20 protein-coding genes are annotated in these 24,279 nt (G+C 64.5%); 13 read left to right on the top strand and 7 right to left on the bottom strand.

What is annotated here, in order from left to right; genetic code table 11:
* Positions 1 to 38: 38 nt before the first annotated feature.
* Both BC1002_RS08350 and cydX read right to left on the bottom strand, forming a co-directional pair.
* A complete protein-coding gene (locus BC1002_RS08350) occupies positions 39 to 620 on the bottom strand; it encodes a P-loop nucleotide/nucleoside kinase family protein (protein WP_013089618.1) in 582 nt (193 codons plus the stop codon).
* Complete coding sequence (gene cydX / locus BC1002_RS35875) at positions 617 to 763, bottom strand: cytochrome bd-I oxidase subunit CydX (protein WP_013089617.1); 147 nt, start codon at positions 761 to 763, stop codon at positions 617 to 619. The genes BC1002_RS08350 and cydX overlap by 4 nt, the downstream gene beginning before the upstream one ends.
* Positions 764 to 1,023: 260 nt before the next feature.
* On the opposite strand from cydX, the gene BC1002_RS08340 reads away from it, so the two are divergent.
* From BC1002_RS08340 to BC1002_RS08275, 13 genes are all read left to right on the top strand, one after another.
* On the top strand, positions 1,024 to 1,485 hold the full coding sequence (locus BC1002_RS08340; protein WP_013089616.1) for a hypothetical protein: 462 nt from the start codon (positions 1,024 to 1,026) through the stop codon (positions 1,483 to 1,485).
* A gap of 188 nt (positions 1,486 to 1,673) precedes the next feature.
* Positions 1,674 to 2,651 carry a magnesium/cobalt transporter CorA gene (gene corA / locus BC1002_RS08335; protein ID WP_013089615.1) on the top strand — a complete coding sequence of 326 codons (978 nt, stop codon included), beginning with the start codon at positions 1,674 to 1,676 and terminating at the stop codon, positions 2,649 to 2,651.
* A gap of 312 nt (positions 2,652 to 2,963) precedes the next feature.
* Positions 2,964 to 3,938: a sugar ABC transporter substrate-binding protein gene (locus tag BC1002_RS08325; protein WP_013089614.1), complete on the top strand. Its 975-nt coding sequence runs from the start codon at positions 2,964 to 2,966 to the stop codon at positions 3,936 to 3,938.
* Between the two features lie 353 nt (positions 3,939 to 4,291).
* Positions 4,292 to 5,884, top strand: a complete 1,593-nt coding sequence (locus tag BC1002_RS08320) for a sugar ABC transporter ATP-binding protein (protein WP_013089613.1) — start codon at positions 4,292 to 4,294, stop codon at positions 5,882 to 5,884.
* On the top strand, positions 5,884 to 6,963 hold the full coding sequence (locus BC1002_RS08315; RefSeq protein ID WP_013089612.1) for an ABC transporter permease: 1,080 nt from the start codon (positions 5,884 to 5,886) through the stop codon (positions 6,961 to 6,963). The genes BC1002_RS08320 and BC1002_RS08315 overlap by 1 nt, the downstream gene beginning before the upstream one ends.
* Positions 6,964 to 7,078: 115 nt before the next feature.
* Positions 7,079 to 8,122 (top strand): LacI family DNA-binding transcriptional regulator, encoded by a 1,044-nt coding sequence (locus tag BC1002_RS08310; RefSeq protein ID WP_013089611.1) that lies wholly within the window; start codon positions 7,079 to 7,081, stop codon positions 8,120 to 8,122.
* A 48-nt stretch (positions 8,123 to 8,170) separates the two neighbouring features.
* On the top strand, positions 8,171 to 9,100 hold the full coding sequence (gene rbsK / locus BC1002_RS08305; protein ID WP_013089610.1) for a ribokinase: 930 nt from the start codon (positions 8,171 to 8,173) through the stop codon (positions 9,098 to 9,100).
* A 283-nt stretch (positions 9,101 to 9,383) separates the two neighbouring features.
* Positions 9,384 to 11,150 (top strand): methyl-accepting chemotaxis protein, encoded by a 1,767-nt coding sequence (locus BC1002_RS08300; protein ID WP_013089609.1) that lies wholly within the window; start codon positions 9,384 to 9,386, stop codon positions 11,148 to 11,150.
* A 364-nt stretch (positions 11,151 to 11,514) separates the two neighbouring features.
* Positions 11,515 to 12,276, top strand: a complete 762-nt coding sequence (locus BC1002_RS08295) for a 2-keto-4-pentenoate hydratase (protein WP_041734634.1) — start codon at positions 11,515 to 11,517, stop codon at positions 12,274 to 12,276.
* Between the two features lie 721 nt (positions 12,277 to 12,997).
* Positions 12,998 to 14,920, top strand: coding sequence for a PrkA family serine protein kinase (locus BC1002_RS08290; protein WP_013089607.1), 1,923 nt, complete (start codon positions 12,998 to 13,000; stop codon positions 14,918 to 14,920).
* Positions 14,921 to 15,082: 162 nt separating this feature from the next.
* Positions 15,083 to 16,354, top strand: a complete 1,272-nt coding sequence (locus tag BC1002_RS08285; RefSeq protein WP_013089606.1) for a YeaH/YhbH family protein — start codon at positions 15,083 to 15,085, stop codon at positions 16,352 to 16,354.
* A 237-nt stretch (positions 16,355 to 16,591) separates the two neighbouring features.
* Positions 16,592 to 18,115, top strand: a complete 1,524-nt coding sequence (locus BC1002_RS08280) for a SpoVR family protein (protein ID WP_013089605.1) — start codon at positions 16,592 to 16,594, stop codon at positions 18,113 to 18,115.
* A 286-nt stretch (positions 18,116 to 18,401) separates the two neighbouring features.
* Positions 18,402 to 19,709 (top strand): MFS family transporter, encoded by a 1,308-nt coding sequence (locus BC1002_RS08275; protein WP_013089604.1) that lies wholly within the window; start codon positions 18,402 to 18,404, stop codon positions 19,707 to 19,709.
* 134 nt (positions 19,710 to 19,843) lie between these two features.
* Here the strand turns inward: BC1002_RS08275 and BC1002_RS08270 are convergent, their stop codons facing one another.
* The 5 genes from BC1002_RS08270 to BC1002_RS08250 all read right to left on the bottom strand — a co-directional run bounded on the left by BC1002_RS08270 (position 19,844) and on the right by BC1002_RS08250 (position 24,271).
* Positions 19,844 to 20,065, bottom strand: a complete 222-nt coding sequence (locus tag BC1002_RS08270; protein WP_013089603.1) for a hypothetical protein — start codon at positions 20,063 to 20,065, stop codon at positions 19,844 to 19,846.
* A gap of 133 nt (positions 20,066 to 20,198) precedes the next feature.
* Positions 20,199 to 21,317, bottom strand: coding sequence for a glycosyltransferase family 2 protein (locus BC1002_RS08265; protein ID WP_013089602.1), 1,119 nt, complete (start codon positions 21,315 to 21,317; stop codon positions 20,199 to 20,201).
* Between the two features lie 223 nt (positions 21,318 to 21,540).
* Positions 21,541 to 21,768 (bottom strand): hypothetical protein, encoded by a 228-nt coding sequence (locus tag BC1002_RS08260; RefSeq protein ID WP_013089601.1) that lies wholly within the window; start codon positions 21,766 to 21,768, stop codon positions 21,541 to 21,543.
* A gap of 78 nt (positions 21,769 to 21,846) precedes the next feature.
* The gene (locus tag BC1002_RS08255) at positions 21,847 to 22,776 is read right to left on the bottom strand and encodes a LysR family transcriptional regulator (protein WP_013089600.1); all 930 of its coding nucleotides are present in this window, start codon (positions 22,774 to 22,776) and stop codon (positions 21,847 to 21,849) included.
* A 94-nt stretch (positions 22,777 to 22,870) separates the two neighbouring features.
* Entirely contained in the window at positions 22,871 to 24,271 is a 1,401-nt protein-coding gene (locus tag BC1002_RS08250; RefSeq protein WP_013089599.1) for a DHA2 family efflux MFS transporter permease subunit, read from the bottom strand.
* Between the last annotated feature and the right edge of the window lie 8 nt (positions 24,272 to 24,279).

Genomic DNA, 24,279 nt, shown 5'->3' with positions numbered 1-24,279 from the left:
CAGCCGATCAGCGGGGCTGCGCTGCGCTCGCGAGGCACTCATCCGGCGACAATTTGCGCAACGAGCGCTTGATAGTCCGCCGAACTGGGCGCGGTATTGTCGAACATCAGCAGACCCTCGCGGCTTGCGCCGCTCGGCTCGAAGCGACGGCGCCGGTAGTCGTCCCAGTGCGCGAGCTTGTACGCATCGTTGGGATCCGCGCGCGCGACGATCCGCTGCCGCGCCACGTCCTCCGAGGTCCACACCCATACGACCCGCACCCTCACGTCCGGCGCGACGCCGAGCCACGCATGATCGAACAGCCGCCGCTCGCGCACCTCGCGCGACAGCGGGCCGACGACCAATGCGCTGATGCCGAGTTCGAGATTGTCGCGCGCGGTATCGATGAGGCCGCGATACTCGGGGTCGCGCAGATGCTGCAGGAAAAGAGGGCTGTCGCGATCGTTCGGATCGCCGGTCACCATCGCCATCGCGGCCGCGCTATAGCCGCCGTACAGCGTGTCCTTATCGAGCAGGCAGAAGGGAGTGCCGCTCACTTTCGTCAGCGGGCCGAACAGTTTTTTCGCCAGCGTCGTCTTGCCCGTGCCCGCATGACCGCAAAAGAAAACCAGAGAAGTCACGCAGGCTTGTCCTCACGCGGCGCGGCGGCCGCATCGGGGCGCGGGTCGCGCGCGAACTTGCCGTTGGTCTCGAGCCACAACACGTTGATGATGCCGAAGCCGAGCGCCACCCCCACGCCGAGAATCCAGGTGAAATACCACATCGCAGTCTCCTTGATCGTGCGTCCGCCGACGCGGATCGACAGGCTTGCCGGTTACCAACGACGGCCAGCCGTGAGCGCGGCCGCCTTCAACGATCATGAAGAAGAACGCCGCGCCGTGCAAGAGGGCGCGGCGCGCGTGCTCCGTTCGCGTTGACTGGCGCAAGGTGCGCGCGTTGCTATGATGCGGGACAGTCGTGCGTACGAGCGCACCGCGTAGTCAGAAACTCGGCCCACCGTCGAGAGCACCCGGGAGAACCAGCATGCCGATGCGCCTGTCTTGCCGCGGCCGGGCCGCACGCTGCGCCGCGTCGGCTGCATGCGTCGCGCTCAGCGTGCTCACGCTGGCCGGTTGCGCGTCGACGCCGGCCGAGCCGGTGCCGTTCAAACCGGTTCCCGCCGAGCGGATCGTCAGACAGGGCTATACGCAGCCGGGCCCCGGCCTCGTCGCGGTGGACGTGCGGCGCGAGCGTTCGCGCGACGTGATCGTGCGGTTCCGCGATGCGCTCGTCTATATCGACGGCGAGCGCGTGACCGACCTGATGAACGGCGAGCACGTGGTGTTCTATCTGCCGCCCGGCACGCATCGGATCGGCGTCTCGACGCAGTTCGATCCGGTCATCGAGCTGAACTTCATCGTGACGGCCGACCCGCGCTACACGAACCGCGCGTCGGTCACGTTCAACGACGATCATCGCATCGGCCTGCAGCGGGTCGCGCAGTAGCCGCAGTAGCATGTCGTCGGGCATTAACAATTCGAAACGCGCGCCGTACGCAGCGCGCCTTAACATGGCGGCTGATCCAAGCCTGCTGGAAACGTGCTTGTCCGTTCACGCAGACCTGTCGCCCGTCTTACGCAACGCTTACGCGAGAGGGCGGCCGGGTCCGGTTTTGTAGCCAGGGTAATCCGAACATGCTGATCAATTGCGCCGCCTATCAGGACGGCCGGAAGCTCGCCGACATCGATATCGACGCCATCAGCGACTATGTCGCGCGGCCCGAGTGCTTCGTCTGGGTCGCATTGAAAGACCCGAGCCCCGATGAACTCGCGGTGATGAAGGAAGAGTTCGATCTGCACGAGCTCGCGATCGAAGATGCGCAACACGGCCATCAGCGCCCGAAGATCGAGGAGTACGGCGATTCGCTGTTCACCGTGATGCACACGGTCGAGATGGACGAGAACGGAGAGTTCGTGATCGGCGAAGTCGACGTGTTCGTCGGCAGCAACTATGTGCTGTCGGTGCGGCGCGGCGCGCGCACCGGCTTTCAGAGCGTGCGCAAGCGCTGCGAGCACGAGCCGCATCTGTTGAAGGAAGGCTCGGCGTTCGTGCTGTATGCGCTGATCGACGACGTGGTCGACCGCTATTTCCCGATCGTCGAGGCGATGAGCACCGAGCTCGAAGCGCTCGAGGACCGCATCTTCGAGAAGAACGATTCGGCCGCCTCGCGCGCGATCGTGCAGGAGCTGTACACGATGAAGCGCCGGCTCGTGACTCTGCAGCACCATATCGTGCCGCTGCAGGAAGCGGTCGGTAAACTGACGGGTGGCCGCATTCCGAGCATCTGCGCCGGCATGCAGGCCTATTTCCGCGACGTCTACGACCACCTCGACCGGATCGTCAGAACCATCGAGGGGCGCCGCGAAATCGTCGTCACGGCGGTGCAGGTGAACCTCGGCATGATCTCGCTCGCCGAGAGCGAAATCACCAAGCGGCTCGGCTCGTTCGCGGCGCTGTTCGCGGTGCCGACGATGATCGCCGGTATCTACGGGATGAACTTCGAGCGCATTCCCGAGCTGCATTTCAAGTTCGGCTATCCGGTAGTGCTGGTCGTGATGCTGGCGATCGACCTCGTGCTGTACCGGCGTTTTCGCAAGGCCGGCTGGCTGTAGCCGGCGCGCCTTTCAATATCCTCGCGGTTTCGCTTGCAGCGCGCGCGATACCAGGCCAGCATAAGCGGCCGGTGTGTCGCGCCGCACGCGACGCATCGGCGTTATCGACTGCACGGACTGAGCGAGGAGACCTTGCCACACGCTGCCCGGATCGATCGAGCGCATGGCGCCGCCGATGGCGCGCGCCGGTGCGTTGCAGCACCGCGAATCGTTGACATTCCGAAAAGCTTGCGCTGAGAATAAGCCTCGCAAACGTTTGCGCATCACAAAAAATACGGCTCGCCCGCGAGCCTGACAACCATGGAGATACGCATGAGCCATCGAACCCGTCGTCGCATCGTTGCCGCCGCAGTTCTCGCCACCGCCTCCGCCGTCCTGCCATTTTCCGTCGCCCACGCGCAGAACGCCCCGGCTCATAAACCCAAGGTCGCGCTGGTGATGAAGTCGCTCGCCAACGAGTTCTTCCTGACCATGGAGACCGGCGCGAAGGACTATCAGAAGCAGAACCCGGCCAAGTTCGACCTGATCACCAACGGCATCAAGGACGAAACCGACACCGCCAATCAGATCCGCATCGTCGAGCAGATGATCGTGTCGAAGGTCGACGCGATCGTGCTCGCGCCGGCCGATTCGAAGGCGCTGGTGCCGGTCGTCAAGAAGGCGGTCGACGCGGGCATCATCGTCGTCAACATCGACAACCGGCTCGATCAGGACGTGCTGAAGTCGAAAGACCTGAACGTGCCGTTCGTCGGCCCCGACAACCGCAAGGGCGCGCGGCTCGTCGGCGACTACCTGGCGAAGCGGCTGAAGTCCGGCGACGAAGTCGGCATTCTCGAAGGCGTGTCGACCACCACCAACGCACAGCAGCGCACCGCGGGCTTCAAGGATGCGATGCAGACGGTCGGCGCGAAGATCGTGTCGGTGCAGTCGGGCGAGTGGGAAATCGACAAGGGCAACGCGGTCGCGTCGGCGATGCTCAATGAGTATCCGAACCTGAAGGCGCTGCTCGCCGGCAACGACAACATGGCGATCGGCGCGGTGTCGGCCGTGCGCGCGGCCGGCAAGCAGGGCAAGGTGCTGGTGGTCGGCTACGACAACATCAACGCGATCCATCCGATGCTGAAGGACGGCCGCGTGCTCGCCACCGCCGACCAGTTCGCGGCGAAGCAGGCCGTGTTCGGCATCGATACCGCGTTGAAGGCGTTGAGCGAAAACAGGAAGCAGTCGGAGCTGTCGGGCGTCGTCGAAACGCCGGTCGTTCTGGTCACGAAGGAAACGCTGAAGTAAGCGCGGCGCGCCCGGCGTCGAGCGCGAGCCGGGCGCGGCCGGACAAGCCCGCGGGGAACCGCAAATTTCGCCGTGAAGCGCGCACAGCACGCTTGAGCGGCAATGCGGCGACCCGCCGATCCGCTTTTATTCAACGAACGCTCAAGAATTCCGTCGGGCCGCCGTTAATTCCAGAGATAAGCGTCATGACGGCGGCTCGCGCGATGAGAGAAGCGCGGCCGTGAGCGCCTGCGCATTCCGCGCAGTGGGCCGGCATGACTCGTGGCATCGGGGAGCGATGTGCTGTGCGGCAAGCGCAGCGGACCGCCCGGGTGTCACGAAGGCGCCAGAAGCGCCATGCAATCAGGAGCGCGATGGATTCAACCGACCACGACGCCTTGCCTGTCGTGCTGAGCGTCAGCGGCATCGGCAAGACCTATGCCGAACCGGTGCTCGCCGACGTATCGCTGTCGCTGCGAGCAGGCGAGGTATTGGCGTTGACCGGCGAGAACGGCGCGGGCAAGAGCACGCTGTCGAAGATCGTCGGCGGGCTGGTCGAGCCGAGCGCGGGGACGATGCAGCTCGCCGGCGCGCCGTACGCGCCCGCGAGCCGCACCGAGGCCGAGGCGCTCGGCGTGCGCATGGTGATGCAGGAGTTGAATCTGCTGCCGACCTTGTCGGTCGCCGAGAACCTGTTCCTGAACCGGCTGCCGCGCGCGGGCGCGTTCAGCTTCGGCTGGATCGATCGCGGCAAGCTGCGCGAGAACGCGCGTGAGGCGATGGCCCAGGTCGGGCTCGATGCGATCGATCCCGACACACTGGTCGGCGAACTCGGTATAGGTCATCAGCAGATGGTCGAGATCGCCCGCAACCTGATCGGCGACTGCCGCGTGCTGATCCTCGACGAGCCGACCGCGATGCTGACCGCGCGCGAGGTCGATCTGCTGTTCGAGCAGATCGGGCGGTTGAAGGCGCGAGGCGTCGCGCTCGTTTATATCTCGCACCGGCTCGAAGAGCTGGCGCGAGTCGCCGAACGGGTCGCGGTGCTGCGCGACGGCCGCCTCGTGCATGTCGACGCGATGGCGGACATCACGAGCGAGCAGATCGTCACGTGGATGGTCGGTCGCGAACTCGGCGAGCATATCGATCTCGGCGAGCGCAACATCGGCGCGCCGCTGCTGAAAGTGGATCGGCTCACGCGCGGCAAGGTCGTGCGCGACGTGTCGTTCGAGGTGCGCGCGGGCGAGATTTTCGGTGTCAGCGGGCTGATCGGCGCGGGCCGCACCGAGCTGATGCGGCTCATCTACGGCGCCGACCGCAAGGACGGCGGCAGCGTGTCGCTCGCCGCGACGCCGGGCGCGCCGCCCACGCCGGTGCAGATCGACTCGCCGGCGGACGCGGTGCGCGCGGGCATCGCGCTGATCACCGAGGACCGCAAAGGCGAAGGCCTGCTGCTGCCGCAACCGATCGCGGCCAATGTATCGCTCGGCAATCTCGGCAGCGTCGCGCGGCATGGCGTGGTCGACGCGAAGCGCGAGAACGCGCTGGCGAAGAAGCAGATCGCCGCGATGCGGATTCGCAGCTCGGGGCCCGCGCAGATCGTCGCCGAGCTGTCGGGCGGCAACCAGCAGAAGGTCGTGATCGGCCGCTGGCTCGCGCGCGACTGCCGTGTGCTGTTGTTCGACGAACCGACGCGCGGCATCGACGTCGGCGCGAAGTTCGATATTTACGGCCTGATGGGTGCGCTCGCTCGCGACGGCCGCGCGCTCGTCGTGGTGTCGAGTGATCTGCGTGAGCTGATGCTGATCTGCGACCGGATCGGCGTGATGTCGGCGGGCAGCATGACGGGCGTGTTCGAGCGCGCGAGCTGGAGCCAGGATGCGCTGCTCGCGGCCGCGTTCGCCGGCTACCGCGGCCGCGAGGCGCTGCTGCATACGCATGGCGTCAACGAAGCAGGGAGTCTGTGATGACCGATCAATCGTGGCGCGACGCGGCGGGTGTCAAGCAGGGCGGCAAGCAGGACGAAAAGCCAGCTGGCGCGCCGGACGCGGCCGTTGTGACGCCGCCGGCCGATCCGTCTGCGCCGCTCGCGAGCGGCAAGCCGGCCGGCACGCGGCTCGGCTTTTCGAACTACCTGGGCCTCGCCGGCGCGCTGCTCGCGATGATCGTGCTGTTCTCGCTGCTGAGTTCGCATTTTCTGACCTACGACACGTTCAGCACGATCGCGAACCAGATTCCGGATCTGGTCGTGATGTCGGTCGGCATGACCTTCGTGCTGATCATCGCGGGGATCGATCTGTCGGTGGGTTCGGTGCTCGCGCTCGGGGCGTCGGTGGTCAGCGTGGTGACGCTGAAGTGGGGCTGGGGGCCGGCCGCAGGTGCGCTGCTCGGCGTCGCGGTCGCGGCGCTGACCGGTACCGTGACCGGCGCGGTGACCGTGGGCTGGCGGATTCCGTCGTTCATCGTGTCGCTCGGTGTGCTCGAAGCGGCGCGCGGCCTGGCGTATCAGATGACCAATTCGCGCACCGCGTATATCGGCGACGCGTTCGACTTTCTGTCGAACCCGATCGCGCTCGGTATCTCGCCCGCGTTTCTGGTCGCGGTCGCGGTGATGGTGATCGCGCAGCTGGTGCTGACGCGCACGGTGTTCGGGCGCTATCTGGTCGGGATCGGCACCAACGAGGAAGCGGTGCGGCTCGCGGGCGTCAATCCGCGGCCGTACAAGGTGATCGTGTTCGCGGTGATGGGCGCGCTGTCCGGACTCGCGGCGCTGTTCCAGATCTCGCGGCTCGAGGCGGCCGATCCGAATGCGGGCGTCGGCCTGGAGCTGCAGGTGATCGCGGCGGTCGTGATCGGCGGCACGAGTCTGATGGGCGGGCGTGGTTCGGTGATCAGCACGTTTTTTGGCGTTCTGATCATTTCGGTGCTGGCGGCGGGCCTCGCGCAGATCGGCGCGAACGAGCCGACCAAACGCATGATCACCGGCGCGGTGATCGTGGTGGCGGTGGTGCTCGATACCTACCGCAGCCGCCGCAAACGCGGCTGAGGAGTGCGCCGCGGCGCAACGTTGAATCAGTGTGGTGGGTCTTCGATGAAGACGTCCGCGGGTCGCCAGGCGGCGCATCCGACGGGAACAACAGGCAGTAGGAGAGCAACAGGTTATGGCGACGATCAAGGATGTAGCGGCCGTGGCGGGCGTGTCGTTCACGACGGTATCGCACGTCGTGAACAACTCGCGGCCGGTGTCGGCCGATGTGCGCGCGAAAGTCGAACACGCGATCCGTCAACTGCACTATGTGCCGTCGGCGGTCGCGCGCTCGCTGAAGGCGCGGGCGACCGCGACGATCGGACTGGTGGTGCCGAACAGCACCAACCCGTATTTCGCGGAGCTCGCGCGCGGCATCGAGGACGGCTGCGCGCGCAACGGCTACTGCGTGTTCTTCTGCAACTCCGACGATGACCCCGCGAAGCAGCGCAACTATCTGCGCGTGTTGCAGGAAAAGCGCATCGACGGGCTGATCGTCGCGTCGGCCGGCGACGACGCCGTGCTCGCTCAGACGCTCGCCGACGCGCGCGAGCCGCTCGTCGTGGTGGACCGCAACATCGAGGGGATCAACGCGGACCTCGTGCAGATCGATCACGAGAAGGGCGCGTACCTGGCCACCCGTCATCTGCTCGAGCTCGGGCATGTGCGGATCGGCTGCATCACGGGGCCGATTCAGACCGCGGTCAGCGCGATGCGCGTGCACGGCTTCATTCGCGCGATGGCCGAGCGCGGCATCGAGATTCCGGCCGACGCGATCGTCGAAAGCGATATCTCGGCGACCGGCGGACACCGCGCGGCCGCGCAGCTGTTCGATACGGTCAGGCCGTCGGCGATTTTCGCGGTCAACGACATGATGGGCATCGGCGCGTTGCGCGCGGCGGCGGAGCGCAATATCAGCGTGCCGCGCGATTGCTCGATCATCGGTTTCGACGATATCGAGCTGGGGCGCTTCACGTTCCCGTCGCTGTCGACGGTCGGGCAGTCGGTGCGCGCGCTTGGCGACACCGCTGCGCAGACGCTGGTCGACCGGATCGCCGAGGCGGCATCGAACAGCACGGCGCGGGCCCCGGCGCGCCGGCGCGTGGTATCGCCGCGGCTGATCGTGCGCGAGTCCACCGCGACATGGGCGGGCGACGCAAGGCGGGATCTGGCGGCCTGACGCGCTCGCAATCGCAACGCGGCCCGTCGTGCAACGGAGGACACTCGAGTGGCAAGCAAGCAAACGCGCGCACGCGTCACGGTGGTCGGTAGTCTGAACATGGACCTGGTGGTGCGCTCGCCGCGCCTGCCGCAGCCGGGCGAGACGCTGGCCGGCCGCGGCTTCGCGCAGGTCGCGGGCGGCAAGGGCGGCAACCAGGCGGTCGCCGCGGCGCGGCTCGGCGCGCAGGTGTCGATGCTGGGCTGCGTCGGTGCCGATGCGAACGGCGCGCAGCTGCGCGCGGGTCTCGAAGCGGAGCGCATCGACTGCGCCGCGCTCGAAACCGGCAGCGAGCCGAGCGGCGTGGCGCTGATCGTCGTCGACGATGCGAGTCAGAACACGATCGTGATCGTCGCGGGCAGCAACGGCGAGCTCACGCCGGCCGCCGTCGCGCGACACGAAGGGACGCTCGCCGCCGCCGAGGTCGTGATCTGCCAGCTCGAAACCCCGCCCGAATCGGTGTATGCGGCGCTGGCCGCGGCGCGCCGGCTCGGCAAGATCGTGATCCTGAACCCGGCGCCCGCTACCGGCGCGTTGCCGGCCGATTGGCTGCCGCTGATCGACTACCTGATTCCGAACGAACTCGAAGCCGCCGCGCTGAGCGGTGTCGCCGTCGACTCGCCCGAGGACGCCGCGCGTGCCGCCGCCGCATTGCGCGCGGCCGGTGCGCGCAACGTGCTGGTCACGCTGGGTGCGCGCGGCGTGCATGCGGCGCTCGAAGGCGCGGCCGCGACGCTGTACGACGCGCCGCGCGTCGAGGCGGTCGACACGACCGCGGCCGGCGACACCTTCATCGGCGGCTTCGCGGCGCAGCTCGCGCAGGGTGCGAGCGTCGAAGCGGCGATCCGCTTCGCGCAACGCGCCGCGGCGCTGTCGGTGACGCGCGCGGGCGCACAGCCGTCGATTCCGACGCGCGCCGAAGTCGACGCGTTGGACTGATGCCGTCGCGGTAGCTCCACCCAACTCCCCGCCGCTCGAACGTCAAAAGTCGTGCTTCGACGAATGCCGTCGCGTTTCCCCAACGCGACGCGAATATGTACGTCTCCAGTCAACTCGCTTTCAACGTCTTACATCGTCTTTGTTCATACCTTTTAAATGCTTCAAGTCTATGACCGCGCTGCCGTAAACGGGAATTAGAGCGCTCATTCAAAAAAAGCGCCGGACCCAAACTCACGCCGCCCCAAACCTGCGTAAGCAGCAGCCTCTCATTACAGGACCAAGCATGTTGAATAAAGGCATCACGATCAAGGCGCGAATTGGACTCACGATGGCATTTCTCGCCGCGTTGCTGGTTGCGATCGGCGTTTTCGGTCTGTTCGGCATGGGCCGTTCGAACGACGCCTATGAGGACACCTTCACCAACGCGATGCCGGGCGCCGTGAACATCGGCAACGCGGAAATCTACGCGGCGCGCGAACGGCTCGCGCTCGACCGCGCCGCGTTCCTCGTCGGCACACCGGAAGCGGCATCCACGATCGAGCGCGCGCGCATGCTCGGCAGCACGTCCGACATGTGGTGGAAAAAGTATCTCGATCTGCCGCGCGGCGCGGACGAAGACCGGCTCGCGCAGGACGTCGCCGCGAAGCGCAACGCGCTGCATCAGCAGCTCGAAAGCTTCGCGACGGCAATCGAGGCGAACGATCAGAGCAAGCTGGTCGAGCATGCGAAGAGTCTGCAGGCCGTCTTCAACGACCTCGTCGGCGCCGACGACGCACTGCGCAAATACCAGTTCGATTCGGCGAAGCAGGGTTTCGACTCCGCGCAGAGCAGTTTCCATATTTTCCGCATGGTCAGCATCGGCGCGCTGGTGGTGGGCGTGCTGGCGGCGGCGCTGTCGTATCTGACGCTGAGCCGCGCGATCGCACGTCCTCTCGACGAAGCGCTCGGCCACTTCGAGGCGATCTCGGCCGGCGATCTGCGTCGTCCGCTGGTCGTGAGTTCGCGCGACGAAATGGGGCAACTGCTCGAAGGAATCGCCAAAATGCAGCGCAGCCTCACCGAAACGGTGCGCAGCGTGCGCGGTGGCAGCGAGTCGATCGCGACCGCGACGCGGCAGATCGCGGCGGGCAACGTCGACCTGTCGTCGCGGACCGAGGAGCAGGCGTCCGCGCTGCAGGAGACCGCGTCGAGCATGGAGCAGCTGACCGGCACAGTGCGCCAGAACGCCGATAACGCGCGCCAGGCGAGCGCGCTTGCCGCCAACGCGTCGGAGATCGCCAATAAGGGCAGCGCGGTGGTCGGCCAGGTGGTCGGCACGATGGGCGACATCAACCAGAGCTCGGCGAAGATCGCCGACATCATCTCGATCATCGAGGGCATCGCCTTTCAGACCAACATTCTCGCGCTGAACGCAGCCGTCGAGGCGGCGCGCGCCGGCGAGGAAGGGCGCGGCTTCGCGGTCGTCGCGGGCGAGGTGCGCAGCCTCGCGCAGCGTTCGTCGGCGGCGGCCAAGGAAATCAAGGAGCTGATCGATACGTCGGTCGAGCGCGTGCAGTCGGGCTCGGCGCTCGTCGACGAGGCCGGCCGCACGATGAGCGAAATCATCGGCGCGGTGCAGCGCGTGACCGACATCATGGGCGAGATCGCGTCGGCGTCGGAGGAGCAGAGCGGCGGCATCGACCAGGTCGCGCGCGCGGTCACGCAGATGGACGAGGTCACGCAGCAGAACGCGGCGCTCGTCGAGGAAGCGGCCGCCGCGGCGGCGTCGCTCGAGGAGCAGGCGGCCCGGTTGCGCAGCGTGGTCGCGGTGTTCCAGGTCGACGACAGCGGCCGTGGCGATCACGACGGGGCGTCGGCGCTTGCGGCGCCGAAGCGCCCGGTGTCTACGGGTCCGGTCGCTACTCGCGCACGCAAGCTCACGCCGGCTACGACGAAGGCGGCGAGGGTGGCCGCTGTCGCGCCGCAGCTTGCCGCCGCCCCCGCGCCCAGCCGCGCGCCGGCCAGGTCCGCGGCAACGGCCGGCGGCGATCAGGATTGGGAGACCTTCTGAACGGGCTCGGGTTCACGTGTACATGGACGGTGGCGCTGTCGCGCGTTAGGTGATTCGACACGCGCGGTTCGTTGCAACATCCGTTCCCGTTCGCTCGCCGGCTGTCCGGCACGCGCCGCATCAGCGGCGATAGCTTCGCGAAAAGCCGCGCCTGGGCCCCCGGGCGCGGTTTTTTTTCGGCTCGTGCAAGAAATAACGTTTGCGCGCCGCCGCCTTTCACCGGCGCGTGTCGTGATCCGGTACATTGACGGGCACGGCCCCGATCCGCGTGCGCGGCGCGCGGCTGCCCGCACCTTCAACAGGTGGTTCCCACTTATTGCTACGTCCTGCGAACCCTGCCATGCGCCAGCCACAAAGAACCGACATGACGCGATACGATCTTGCGCAACACCTCGTCGAGGCACGCCGGCAGCACCTGCCGATCGACGCGCCCGCACCCGACAGCCTGCCGCCCGACGCGGCGACCGCCTACGCGATCCAGCAGGCGGTGCTAGCGGGTCTCGGCGAATCGACCGGCGCGTGGAAGATCGGCGCAAAGTCGCCGGGCGGCGCCGCATCGGGCGCGCCGATTCCGGCCTCGCTGGTGGTGCCGTCGCCGGCGCGGCTCGCGCATGACGGATTCTTTCGCGTGCTGGTCGAGCTCGAGATCGCGTTCCGCTTCGACGTGACGATCGAGCCGCGCGGGCAGGCCTATGCGCGCGACGAGGTGCTGTCGAAGGTCGGAGCCGTGCTGCCGGCCATCGAGATCGTCGACAGCCGCTTCGCCGAGTGGCCGAACGTCGCGCCGCTCGCGCAGCTAGCCGACGCGCAGAACAACGGCGCGCTGATCACGGGCCATCCGGCCGTCTATGCGAGCCTCGCGCGCGGCTTCGACTTCGTATCGCCGGAACTGGAACTGAGCTTCAACGGCCGCTCGCTGATACCGGAAGTGACGGGTAATCCGGCCGGCGATCCACGCGAGCTGCTCGTCTGGTTCGTCAACCATTGCGCGGCGATGGGGATCACGATCGAGCGCGACTGGACCTTGACCACCGGCTCATACGTCGGCGCGCACAAGATCGACGAGCCCGGCATCGTGCGTGGTCATATCGACGGATTGGGTGAAGTGGAAATTGAACTGACCTGATCGATGCTGCGGCGGTTGTAACCGCAAATTACAACGCTTCATCATTCCAACGGCTGCCCGCGTGCAGCCGTTTTTATTTTGGCGATATTGAAACGGTGGCAGTCTTTGAATCGTTAACCTGTTCGAATCCATTTGTTGCAACTTTGCCGCTTGCTTCCGTATACACCTATGAGGGTGGCGCGAGCGACTGCCGTCTTCCAGTCATACGGATCGAGGAGTGCAACGGCGGGTGGCCCATGAAGTGAACGGTGCGGAACCAAACCCATCACGCGCGGACGAATCGCCTGACGCGTTTGGCGCCACGCGTCGAAAACCTGACCACGTGCCTGCTTTTTGTGACGAAGTGTGCGTGCGCAGACAGCCGCAGTTTTATGAAGGGTCGACGGTGCAGGTACGGTATGTGCAATAGCAACGCGATGTCATGACGCGATGCAGCGGCAAAGTGAAGTCGTGCAGGAGCACTGAATAGCGATGCGGTGGTGAAGAAAGTAACGGTACAGCGGAGCAGCGGATGATCTGATTCGTTGCAGCGTGAATGAAAAATTGTAGGTGGTCGATTCTTTGTTTCCAAGTGAGGATTGTAGCTTCGCGGTTACGGAGCGATTTTCGCAACGTAGTCCGTGAAAAAAAATTTAAAAGGGTTTAGGATGAATTCGAGCGATGTCGTTTCCGAATAGCGCGCCGCGCACGACATCGCCCCAGACTTCGGCGAGGAGGTAGCATGGATATCTACAGCAGTTTCGCGACCCGATTCGAGAAAACACGGGAGGATGAACTCTCGCTCGAGGAGTATCTCGCGCTCTGCAAAGACAATCCCGCCGCGTACGCCACTGCAGGCGAACGCATGTTGACGGCAATCGGAGAACCTGAACAGATCGACACTCGCAACGATCCGCGTTTATCGCGTATCTTCGCGAACAAGGTCATCAAGGTATACCCCGCATTCCGTGAGTTCTACGGAATGGAAGAGGTGATCGAGCAGGTGGTCGCCTACTTCCGGCATTCGGCTCAGGGGCTCGAAGAAAAGAAGCAGATACTGTATCTGTTAGGACCGGTCGGCGGCGGCAAGTCGTCGATCGCGGAACGGCTGAAGCAACTGATGGAGCGCGTGCCGTTCTATGCGATCAAGGGCTCGCCCGTCAATGAATCGCCGCTCGGTCTGTTCGACTACGAGGAAGACGGTCCGATCCTCGAAGAGCAATACGGCATTCCTCGCCGCTACCTGCGAGGCATCCTGAGTCCGTGGGCGGTCAAGCGCCTGCACGAGTACAACGGCGACATCCGCAAGTTCCGCGTGGTGCGCCGCTATCCGTCGATCCTTCGTCAGATCGCTATCTCCAAGACCGAACCGGGCGACGAGAACAATCAGGACATTTCGTCGCTGGTCGGCAAGGTCGACATCCGCAAGCTCGAACAGTACGCGCAGGACGACGCCGACGCGTACAGCTACTCGGGCGGACTGTGCCTCGCCAATCAGGGCCTGCTCGAGTTCGTCGAAATGTTCAAGGCGCCGATCAAGGTGTTGCACCCGCTGCTCACCGCGACCCAGGAAGGCAACTTCAAGGGTACGGAAGGCTTCGGCGCGATCCCGTTCGACGGCATCATCCTCGCTCACTCGAACGAATCGGAGTGGAAGGCGTTCCGCAACAACCGTAACAACGAAGCGCTGCTCGACCGGATCTTCGTCGTCAAGGTGCCGTACTGCCTGCGCTATGGCGAAGAGGTCAAGATCTACGAGAAGCTGCTGCGCAACTCGTCGCTGTCCACCGCGGTCTGCGCGCCGGGCACGCTGAAGATGATGGCGCAAATGTCCGTGCTCACGCGTTTGCAGGAGCCGGAGAACTCGAGCCTGTTCTCGAAGATGCAGGTCTACGACGGCGAGAATCTGAAGGACACGGACCCGAAGGCGAAGTCGTATCAGGAGTACCGCGACTTCGCGGGCGTCGACGAAGGCATGACCGGTGTGTCGACCCGCTTCGCGTTCAAGATTCTGTCGCGCGTGTTCAACTTCGACTCGACCGAGGTCGCGGCCAATCCGGTGCATCTGATGTACGTGCTCGAACAGCAGATCGAACGCGAGCAGTTCCCGCCGGAAACCGAGCAGAAGTATCTGTCCTTCATCAAGGACGTGCTGGCGTCGCGCTATGCGGAGTTCATCGGCAAGGAGATTCAGACCGCGTATCTGGAGTCGTACTCGGAGTATGGTCAAAACATCTTCGACCGCTACGTCACGTATGCGGACTTCTGGATCCAGGATCAGGAGTTCCGCGACCACGACACCGGCGAGAGCTTCGACCGTGCGGCGTTGAACGCCGAACTGGAGAAGATCGAGAAGCCGGCGGGCATCAGCAACCCGAAGGACTTCCGCAACGAGATCGTGAATTTCGTGCTGCGCGCGCGGGCTGCGAACGCGGGCAAGAACCCCGCGTGGATCAGCTACGAGAAGCTGCGCGTCGTGATCGAAAAGAAGATGTTCTCGAATACGGAAGAGCTGTTGCCGGTGATCTCGTTCAACGCGAAGGGCTCGGCCGAAGAGCAGCGCAAGCACGAAGACTTCGTCAATCGCATGGTGGCGAAGGGCTATACGCCGAAACAGGTGCGCTTGCTGTGCGACTGGTATCTGCGCGTGCGCAAGTCATCGTGATGCGCGCATGATACTCATGATGTGCCGCCCGTACGGTTCGACCGTACGGGCAACCGGCGAGGCGCAAGCCGCATAGCATGCACTGCGCGGCGGGCGTCTCGCGCACCGGAAATATTAGTGCGGCCGCAGCGGAAACGCGGTTGCACGGACGGGAGACCGGGCGTGCTTCATCAAATCATCGACCGCAGGTTGGCAGGGAAGAACAAGAGTATTGCGAATCGCGAGCGTTTTTTGCGCCGCGTCAAAAACTATATCCGTCGCGCCGTTTCGGACGCGGTGCGCGATCGCAGCATCAAAGATATCCAGAACACCCAGAGCATCACGATTCCGCGCAAGGACATCGCGGAGCCGTCGTTCCGTCATGGACCGGGCGGCCGGCGCGAGATGGTGCATCCCGGCAACTCGGACTACATCCGCGGCGACAAGATCCAGCGCCCGCAAGGCGGCGGGGGCGGCGGCGGAGGCAGTCAGGCCAGCAACGAGGGCGAGGGTCAGGACGACTTCGTGTTCGAGCTTAGCCGCGAAGAGTTCATGCAGTATTTCTTCGACGACCTCGAACTGCCGCGTCTCGTCAAAACCCATCTGATGGCCGTGCCGACGTGGAAAAGCATCCGCGCGGGCTGGGCCGCGGAGGGCACGCCGAACAACATCGACGTGGTGCGCTCGCTGCGCAGCGCGCTCGGCCGGCGCATCGCGCTCGGCGCGCCGCTCGTCAACCAGTTGCACGAAATGGAGCGGCAGCTCGAAGAGCTGAAGGCCGATCCCGCCGATCGCCGTGAAGAGATCAAGCTGCTCGAAGACGACATCCACCATCTGAAAGGACGCATCTGGCGGATTCCGTTCATCGATCCGTTCGATCTGCGCTACGTGAATCGCGTGAAGCAGCCCACGCCGTCGAGCCAGGCGGTGATGTTCTGCCTGATGGACGTGTCAGGTTCGATGGACGAGCAGCGCAAGGATCTCGCGAAGCGCTTCTTCATCCTGCTGTACCTGTTCCTGAAGCGTAACTACGAGCGCATCGAAGTGGTGTTCATTCGCCATCACACGCGCGCCGAGGAAGTCGACGAAGACACCTTCTTTCACTCGACCGAAAGCGGCGGCACCGTGGTGTCGAGCGCGCTCGAACTGATGCGCAAGGTGATGGAGGAACGCTACTCGCCAACTGAATGGAACATTTACGGGGCGCAGGCTTCGGACGGCGACAATTGGACCGACGATTCGCCGAAGTGCCGCAAGATACTCTCGGATGACATCCTGGAGAAGGTGCGGTATTTTGCGTATATTCAGGTGACGCCCGAAGAGCAGAATCTGTGGCTCGAATACGCGCAACTGGCGCTCTCGCAACCGCATATGGCGATGAAGAAGGTCGAAACCGCGGCCGATATTTATCCGGTGTTTCGCGAGCTGTTCGAGAAGCAGGCGGCGACTTCGTGATGGAACGCGGATTGCGCATTCAGCACCTGGATCACGACGCGTGCGGCGATGAATCGTACGACTTGAGGCAAGCCGTCGTATGACTGCGCCGTAGCGCAACAAAGGCGTGCCGCAGCAACTGTCGGGGCATGCCGAGGCAGGAGCGGCTAGCACGGCAGCCGCTCGCGCCGGAGCAGTCCGCAATGCTGCAGCACGGGACACACCGGAACGCCCAACGAGGGGCAAAGGGAAGTCCGTATGAACGTAGCCGATAGACGGCCTCTGCCGTGCCCGTCCGACTGGACCTTCGAATTGATCGAAGAGTACGACTCGCATATTGCCCGTGTTGCAGAGCAATACGAGCTCGACGTGTATCCGATCCAGCTCGAACTCATTAGTGCTGAACAGATGATGGATGCCTACGCGTCCGTCGGCATGCCGGTGAACTACCGTCACTGGTCGTTCGGCAAACATTTTCTCTCCACCGAAAAAAGCTATCGTCGCGGCCAGATGGGGCTCGCGTACGAAATCGTCATCAATTCGAATCCCTGCATCGCGTATCTGATGGAAGAGAACACGATGACGATGCAGGCGCTTGTCATTGCGCATGCGGCCTACGGTCACAACTCGTTCTTCAAGGGCAACTATCTGTTCCGCTTGTGGACGGACGCGCACGCGATCATCGACTACCTCGTCTACGCGAAGAACTACATCGCGGAATGCGAGGAGCGCTATGGGCTCGATCGCGTCGAGGAATTGCTCGATTCGTGCCACGCGCTGATGAATTACGGCGTGGACCGCTACAAGCGGCCGCAGAAGCTGTCGCTCCAGAAAGAGTTCGCCGCGCGTCGTGAGCGCGAGGCGTATCTGCAGTCGCAGGTCAACGAGTTGTGGCGCACGCTGCCCACGCGCCATACGCCGCTACCTGAAGAGGTCGAGGAGCGCTATCCGCCCGAGCCGCAGGAAAATCTGCTGTATTTCGCGGAGAAAAACGCGCCGCTGCTCGAACCTTGGGAGCGCGAGGTGATCCGCATCGTGCGCAAGATCGGTCAGTATTTTTATCCGCAGCGGCAGACCCAGGTGATGAACGAAGGCTGGGCGACGTTCTGGCACTACACGCTGCTCAATACGATGTACAACCAGGGCAAGCTGGAAGACGGCTTTATGATGGAGTTCCTCCATTCGCACAGCAACGTCGTCTATCAGCCGCCGGTCACGAAGCCGTATTACAGCGGCATCAATCCGTATGCGCTCGGCTTTTCGATGATGAGCGACATCCGCCGCATCTGCGAAGCGCCGACCGATGAAGACCGCAAGTGGTTTCCGGATCTGGCCGGCAGTCCGTGGCTGCCCGCGATGCACTACGCGATGCGCAACTTCAAGGACGAAAGCTTCGTCGCGCAGTACCTGTCGCCGCATCTGATCCGCGAAATGCGCCTGTTTTCGGTGCTCGACGACGACATGCGCGACGCGCTGGAAGTATCGGCGATTCACGACGACAGCGGCTACCAGTACGTGCGCCAGGCGCTGTCGCGGCAGTACGACATGCATCACCGCGAGCCGAACATCCAGGTATGGGCCGTCAATACGCGTGGCGATCGTAGCCTGACGTTGCGGCATTTCATGAGCGACAACCGGCACCTGTCGTCGGATAGCGACGAGGTGCTCAAGCACATGGCGCGCTTGTGGCAGTTCGACGTATATCTCGAGAGCGTCGACGAAAACGGTACCGTCAGAAAGCGCTACGAGTGCCGGTATGTGCCGCCGTCCGTGAGAATCTGACGTCTCCGTCCAACTGCGGCAACGGTACATAACGTTGCTGGGACGGTCCGCGTCGATCACCCGAAGCCCCCGCAGCCTCGCGGCTGGCGGGGGCTTCTTTTTTGCTGCACGTTTCATTCGCCGCGGGCCCGTACCCAGGGGTTTCCTGCAGTTCCGCAGACAAAACCCCATCTGAACTTTTCACTTATGTAAAATTCGCCGCGCGCGCGTCTGCGGTTGTCGCGACGCGCATCAAGGCGGCGTCACGAGCGTCATCCTCGTTTTAAGCAAAAGGACCGACATCAGCATGAACGATCTAACCGACCAACCCGTCGTCACCCAGGCAGACGACACCCGGCGCCGCATCTTCGCGATCGTCGGCGCTTCATCGGGCAATCTCGTCGAATGGTTCGACTTTTACGTGTATTCGTTCACGGCGCTGTATTTCGCGCCGTCGTTCTTTCCTAGCGGCAACAGCACTACGCAGTTGCTCAATACGGCCGGTGTGTTCGCGGCGGGCTTCCTGATGCGCCCGATCGGCGGCTGGTTCTTCGGCCGGCTCGCCGACAAGCGCGGCCGCCGCACCGCGATGATGGTGTCGGTCTTCATGATGTGCGGCGGCTCGCTCGTCATCGCGATGCTGCCCACGTACGCACAGATCGGCGCGCTCGCGCCGGCGCTGCTGCTGATCGCGCGGCTGTTCCAGGGCCTGTCGGTGGGCGGCGAATACGGCACCAGCGCGACCTATATGAGCGAAGTCGCATTGAAGGGCCGGCGCGGCTTCTTCGCGTCGTTCCAGTATGTGACGCTGATCGGCGGACAACTGTTCGCGCTGCTCGTGCTCGTGGTCCTGCAGCAGTTGCTGACGACCGACGAACTGAAGGCGTGGGGCTGGCGCGTACCGTTTGCAATCGGTGCGATCTCTGCGCTGATCTCGCTCTATCTGCGTAAATCGCTCGACGAAACCACCACCGCCGCGACGCGTCAGCGCAAGGAAGCGGGCACGCTGCGTGGATTGTGGGAGCACAAGGCCGCGTTCATGACGGTGCTCGGCTTCACGGCCGGCGGCTCGCTGATCTTTTATACGTTCACGACGTATATGCAGAAATACCTGGTCAACACGGCCGGCATGCACGCGAAAACCGCGAGCTCGGTGATGACCGCCGCGCTGTTCGTCTACATGCTGATGCAGCCGGCGTTCGGCGCGCTGTCCGACAGGATCGGCCGACGCAATTCGATGCTGTGCTTCGGTTTGTTCGCGACGCTCGGCACGGTGCCGTTGCTGCATGCGCTGAAGGACGTGACGAGTCCGGTCGCGGCGTTCGCGTTCGTCGTCGTCGCGCTCGCGATCGTCAGCTTCTATACGTCGATCAGCGGCCTGATCAAGGCGGAAATGTTTCCGCCGCAAGTGCGTGCGCTCGGCGTAGGGCTGTCGTATGCGGTCGCCAATGCGATCTTCGGCGGCTCGGCGGAATATGTCGCGCTGTGGCTGAAGTCGGCCGGCGTCGAGACGATGTTCTTCTGGTACGTGACGGCGCTGTGCGCGCTCGCGGGCATCGTGTCACTGCGCATGCGTGATCCGTCGACGGAAGGATATTTGCGGCACGAGCCGTGAACCGCTAGCCGGGCACGGCGTGACGTCGTGCCGCAATGAAGCGTTCCAGCGGCGGTCCGGGGCAACCGGGCCGCCGTTTTTGATTGCATCGGCGATTGCGCGTCACGACGCGAACTGGCCGCAGGGCGCTTCGCTCAACTGACGACGATCCGTGTCCCCCAAGCATGCAGCAGGTCGCGCAAGCTCTCGGCCTGTTCCATCCTCGCGCCGCTGCGCAGATGAATCTGCACCGCGCGGCCCGCGATGCCGTCGATCGGCTGCGCGAACCATAACTCGACCGCGAGACCGAGTCCTTCGGGTTGATCCTCGACGACCGGCTCGATCACGCGCGGCCTGAAACACGCACTGTCTGACATGGCGAAGCACCTCTGCGATGACGGGTCGTGCCCATCGTAATCAGCGGCGCGCGCGGGACCAAGTAACGAATACGCGTTTGCTAAGCAGGGAATGCTTAGCAGAAAATCGGCTTGCGCACGCGCTTGTCGCAACTCATACCGGCTTCGAACGGTCGCCGACGAATTCGTCGACCAGCTTGTCGACGAACTCTTCGACCCTCGCGGCCTCACTCGCCGCGACCGTCGCGATCGACGGTGCCGCCCCGCGGGCGGCAGCATTGGCCGCGGCGCTCGCCGTCGGCAGACGTGCGCGCCAGGCCGCGCGCGCCAGCATCAGCAGATGGTAGTAAAGCCGCGCGCTAAAGCCGTAGTTGTAGGCGAACAGGTGCGCACGCGCGATCCGCCAGCCCGCGCGCGCGTCGCCGTTTCTCGCGTGAATCGACACGACGATCGGTGCGAGCCGCCGCAGCGCCTGCCGCCGCGACGCTTCGAGCCGCGCCGGCAGACGCAGCGACTTCACGAACTCATACGCGCTCAACGGCGCGGCAGTGCTCGTGCCGCGCGTGCTGTGCGAGATCGACGTCGCGGTCTTCCGATACACCGACACGTAGTCGTGCAGATAAAACACCTCCCGCGCGGCAAGGCAGAGCTCGGTGCCGAACACGTAGTCGCAGCAGACGCCGTACCGCTCGTCGTAGCCGATCCGCTTGACGAGCCGCGCGTCGGCCATCCAGCCATTGTTCGGAAACATCTGGATCAGGCCGGTGCGGCCCGCGAGCGGCTGCAGGCCCCCGTTGGCCTCGGTGCGCCGGAACGCCGCGTTCAGGCGCTCGCTCGCGGCGAGATCGATCGCGCCGTCGTGGTCGGCTTCGTACTGGGCGCCGAATGCCGCATCGAGAGCCGGATGGCGCTGCCATAGCGACACGAGTTTGTCGACGGCGTCGCTCGTCAGCAGATCGTCGTCGTGGATCAACAGGATCTTGTCGCCGCGCGCCCGCTCGAACAGGCTCGACACATTGCGCGCCTGCCCAAGCGGCGGGTCGTGCTTCTCGTAGCGCACGCGCGGCTCGTCGCGGTAACGCTGCAAGATCAGTTGCCGTGAGCGGGCGTCCGTCGAATCGTCGCCGATCACGATCTCCACATGGGGATAGCTTTGCGCGAGGCACGAGTCGACGCATTCGACGAGCAACTCGGGGCGATTGCAGGTAGGCACGCAGATGGATACATGCGCGATGGCCGCACGGGCGAGGGGAGAACGTGACGCGTTGGACATGGATGACGCCTTTTAACGGTCGGAAGCGGCATAAACCGGCGGAAAGCGGTGCGGCGGTTCGCGGGGCGCACACTTCGCTGCTAGCAGCAAAATAGTCCAAGGCGCAGAAAAAATATTCGGTAAAAATGAGGAAGAAATGTTTCCTTACAGAAAGGCGATGGAAGGGAAAGTGATGCGGCCTGAATGCATGAAGCAGCCAGGGCCGCTCTGTTATGGAGTCTTTTCAACCGACAGACGGTTCGCCTTCGCCGCGCTTTTTGCCCGGACGGTCCGCCGGGGACTGCTTGTGGCCCTCGTCGGGGCGCTCGGGCATCTTGCTCTTCGCGTTGTCGCTATGCACGGCGTGGTGCGGATGCGCTAAATCCTCGGTCTGGGTGCCGGCCTCGCTTTTTGTTTCGGTTTCACCCGCGCTTTTCGTTTCGCCTTGGGATTTTTCCGTCGTCTTGCTCATCGCTGCTCTCCTGGAGGGAAGATAAGGCTCCAGTAGCAAGACGCGGACCCCGGCGGGCGGCAAACAGAAGGTGTGTGCTCAGGCGGCCGGGTGGCTCGGCTGGCGGCCCGTCAGCGACAGGATGAAGTCGAGAAACGCGCGCACCTTGGCCGGCGGATGGTGCCGCGACGGATATAGCGCATACAGCGGGTACACCTCGTCGCCCCAATCCGGAAATAGCTCGATCAGCTTGCCGCTCGCGAGCAGCGACTCCGCGCCGAGCGCGAGAATCTGCGCGATCCCCTGGCCCGCGATGCAAACGCTATGCAGCGTACCGACGTCGTTGACGGTGAGCCGCCCTTGCGGCGTCAGCGCGAGCTTCTTGCGGCCCCGATGGAATTCCCAGGTGAACGGATAACCGGTCAGCGGATCGCGAAACTTGATGCAGACATGCCGGCCGTCTTCGAGTTCGGCAGGATTCTCCGGCTTGCCATGCTTCTTCAGATACGACGGCGCCGCCACGGTCAGAATGCGCGTATCGAGCAGCTTGCGGGCGACGAGCGTCGACACCGGCGGGTCGCCGAAGCGGATCGCGACATCGAAGCCGTCCGCGACCATGTCGCCCAGCTGGTCGCGCGTGATCAGTTCGAGCTGCAGGTCCGGATGTTTGTCGATGAAGCTGCCGAGGCGCGGGCCGAGCACGAGCCGTGAAAAGAACGGGTCCATGTTGACGCGCAGACGCCCGCGCACCGCGGTCGCCCCCTGCGCGGCGGAGGCCGCCGCTTCCTCGAGTCCGCCGAGCAGCGGCACGATCTGCTCGTAGAAACGCCGGCCTTCGTCGGTCAGCGTGACCGAGCGCGTGGTGCGGTCGAACAGGCGAATGCCGAGGCGTGCTTCGAGCCGGGCGACCGAGCGGCTTACGCCCGATTGCGACATGTCGAGCGCTTCGCCCGCGGCCGCGAAACTGCCGCAATCGACGATCGCGGTCAGCACGCCCATGCCGTTCAGCACGCGCTCATCGAATGGCATCGCGGGTACCTGCCTGGTAGCCATGGATGCCAGACATGCTAACGCGAAGAGCTTTCGAATTCATGCGCTGACACGCGATGAGACGCGTCGCGTGTCAACGCCCCGCGCTCGTCGCAGCCTGGCCGCGAATCACGCGCGTGCCGGACGGGTCGTCGAGATGGCGGAAGATCCACGCGGACACGAGTGTGATCACGCCGACGCACACGAACGCGAGCCGGAAGCCGAGTTCCGCCGAGCCCCATTGATCCGCGAACAGATTGACGAGCCCGCCGCCGATCGACACGCCGAGCCCGATCGCGAGCATCTGCACCATCGAGAACAGGCTATTGCCCATGCCCGCGTCTTCGTGCGACAGGTCCTTCAGCGTGACGCTGTTCATCGCCGCGTACTGCATCGAGTTGGCCGCGCCGAAAACGGCGAGGATCGCGACTTCGATCACGAGCGGTGTGCCGCGCGAAATAAGCGAGAACGCGACGATCGCCGAGCCGACGATGATCGTGTTGACCAGCAGGAACGTGTCGTAGCCGTAGCGGCGCACGAGCGGCGCGATCCAGCGTTTCGCGAGCGTGCCGGCGAACGCCGCGGGCAACATCATCAGACCGGAGTGCAGCGGCGAGTAGCCGAGCTGCAATTGCAGCAGCAGCGGCACGAGGAACGGTACCGCGCTCGAACCGACCCGGCAGACGAGGTTGCCGATCAGGCCGACGCTGAAGTTCGGCTCGCCGAACAGTGACAGTTTGAACAGCGGATTGCGGCGGTTTCTCGCATACGGAATGTAGGCGAGCGCGCTGGCGACGGCCAACGCGAACAGCCCCGCCGACCACGCCGCGCGATGCGCGCGGACCGGCGCATCGATCGCGAGCGAAAACGCGATCATGCACAGCGACAGCAGCGCACAGCCGATCACGTCGAACCGCGGCGCCTGCGTCTCGTCATGCGACGGCAGAAAGCGGTGCACCGCGTACAGACCGAGCGCGCCGATCGGCACGTTGATCAGAAAGATCCAGTGCCACGTGATCGCCTGTACGAACCAGCCGCCGAGCGTCGGCCCGGCGATCGGCCCGAGCTGCCCCGCGATCGAAATGAACGCGAGCGCCGACACGTATTGCTCGCCGGACACGCTGCGCAGCACCGCCAGTCGTCCGATCGGCAGCAGCATCGAGCCGCCGAGGCCTTGCAGCACCCGCGCCATCACCAGCTGGCCGAGCGTGTGCGCGCTCGAGCAGCAGATCGAGCCGAGCACGAACACGAGAATCGCGGCGAAATAGACGCGGCGGGTGCCGAAGCGGTCGGCGAGCCAGCCGGAGGCGGGCGTCAGCATCGCCATCGTCAGCGTGTAGGCGACGACGACCGGTTGCATCGCGAGCGGCGCGACGTGCAGGCTGTTCGCGATCGAAGGCAGCGCGGTATTGACGATCGTCGTGTCGAGCGACTGCATGAAGAAGCCGGCGGCGACGATCCACAGCAGGGCGGTTTGAGAGGAATCCTTGGTCATGTTTTCAA

It is taken from the genome of Paraburkholderia atlantica (assembly GCF_000092885.1).
Classification (GTDB): Bacteria; Pseudomonadota; Gammaproteobacteria; order Burkholderiales; family Burkholderiaceae; genus Paraburkholderia; species Paraburkholderia atlantica.
The sequence above is the reverse complement of the archived record's forward strand: the minus strand, read 5'-3'. Positions and strand labels throughout refer to the sequence as shown.

Coding starts and splice junctions, on each gene's coding strand:
- cydX (WP_013089617.1), bottom strand. CDS start 763: ATGTGGTATTTCACCTGGATTCTCGGCGTGGGGGTGGCGCTCGGCTTC.
- BC1002_RS08340 (WP_013089616.1), top strand. CDS start 1,024: ATGCCGATGCGCCTGTCTTGCCGCGGCCGGGCCGCACGCTGCGCCGCG.
- corA (WP_013089615.1), top strand. CDS start 1,674: ATGCTGATCAATTGCGCCGCCTATCAGGACGGCCGGAAGCTCGCCGAC.
- BC1002_RS08325 (WP_013089614.1), top strand. CDS start 2,964: ATGAGCCATCGAACCCGTCGTCGCATCGTTGCCGCCGCAGTTCTCGCC.
- BC1002_RS08320 (WP_013089613.1), top strand. CDS start 4,292: ATGGATTCAACCGACCACGACGCCTTGCCTGTCGTGCTGAGCGTCAGC.
- BC1002_RS08315 (WP_013089612.1), top strand. CDS start 5,884: ATGACCGATCAATCGTGGCGCGACGCGGCGGGTGTCAAGCAGGGCGGC.
- BC1002_RS08310 (WP_013089611.1), top strand. CDS start 7,079: ATGGCGACGATCAAGGATGTAGCGGCCGTGGCGGGCGTGTCGTTCACG.
- BC1002_RS08300 (WP_013089609.1), top strand. CDS start 9,384: ATGTTGAATAAAGGCATCACGATCAAGGCGCGAATTGGACTCACGATG.
- BC1002_RS08295 (WP_041734634.1), top strand. CDS start 11,515: ATGACGCGATACGATCTTGCGCAACACCTCGTCGAGGCACGCCGGCAG.
- BC1002_RS08290 (WP_013089607.1), top strand. CDS start 12,998: ATGGATATCTACAGCAGTTTCGCGACCCGATTCGAGAAAACACGGGAG.
- BC1002_RS08280 (WP_013089605.1), top strand. CDS start 16,592: ATGAACGTAGCCGATAGACGGCCTCTGCCGTGCCCGTCCGACTGGACC.
- BC1002_RS08275 (WP_013089604.1), top strand. CDS start 18,402: ATGAACGATCTAACCGACCAACCCGTCGTCACCCAGGCAGACGACACC.
- BC1002_RS08270 (WP_013089603.1), bottom strand. CDS start 20,065: ATGTCAGACAGTGCGTGTTTCAGGCCGCGCGTGATCGAGCCGGTCGTC.
- BC1002_RS08265 (WP_013089602.1), bottom strand. CDS start 21,317: ATGTCCAACGCGTCACGTTCTCCCCTCGCCCGTGCGGCCATCGCGCAT.
- BC1002_RS08260 (WP_013089601.1), bottom strand. CDS start 21,768: ATGAGCAAGACGACGGAAAAATCCCAAGGCGAAACGAAAAGCGCGGGT.
- BC1002_RS08255 (WP_013089600.1), bottom strand. CDS start 22,776: ATGCCATTCGATGAGCGCGTGCTGAACGGCATGGGCGTGCTGACCGCG.
- BC1002_RS08250 (WP_013089599.1), bottom strand. CDS start 24,271: ATGACCAAGGATTCCTCTCAAACCGCCCTGCTGTGGATCGTCGCCGCC.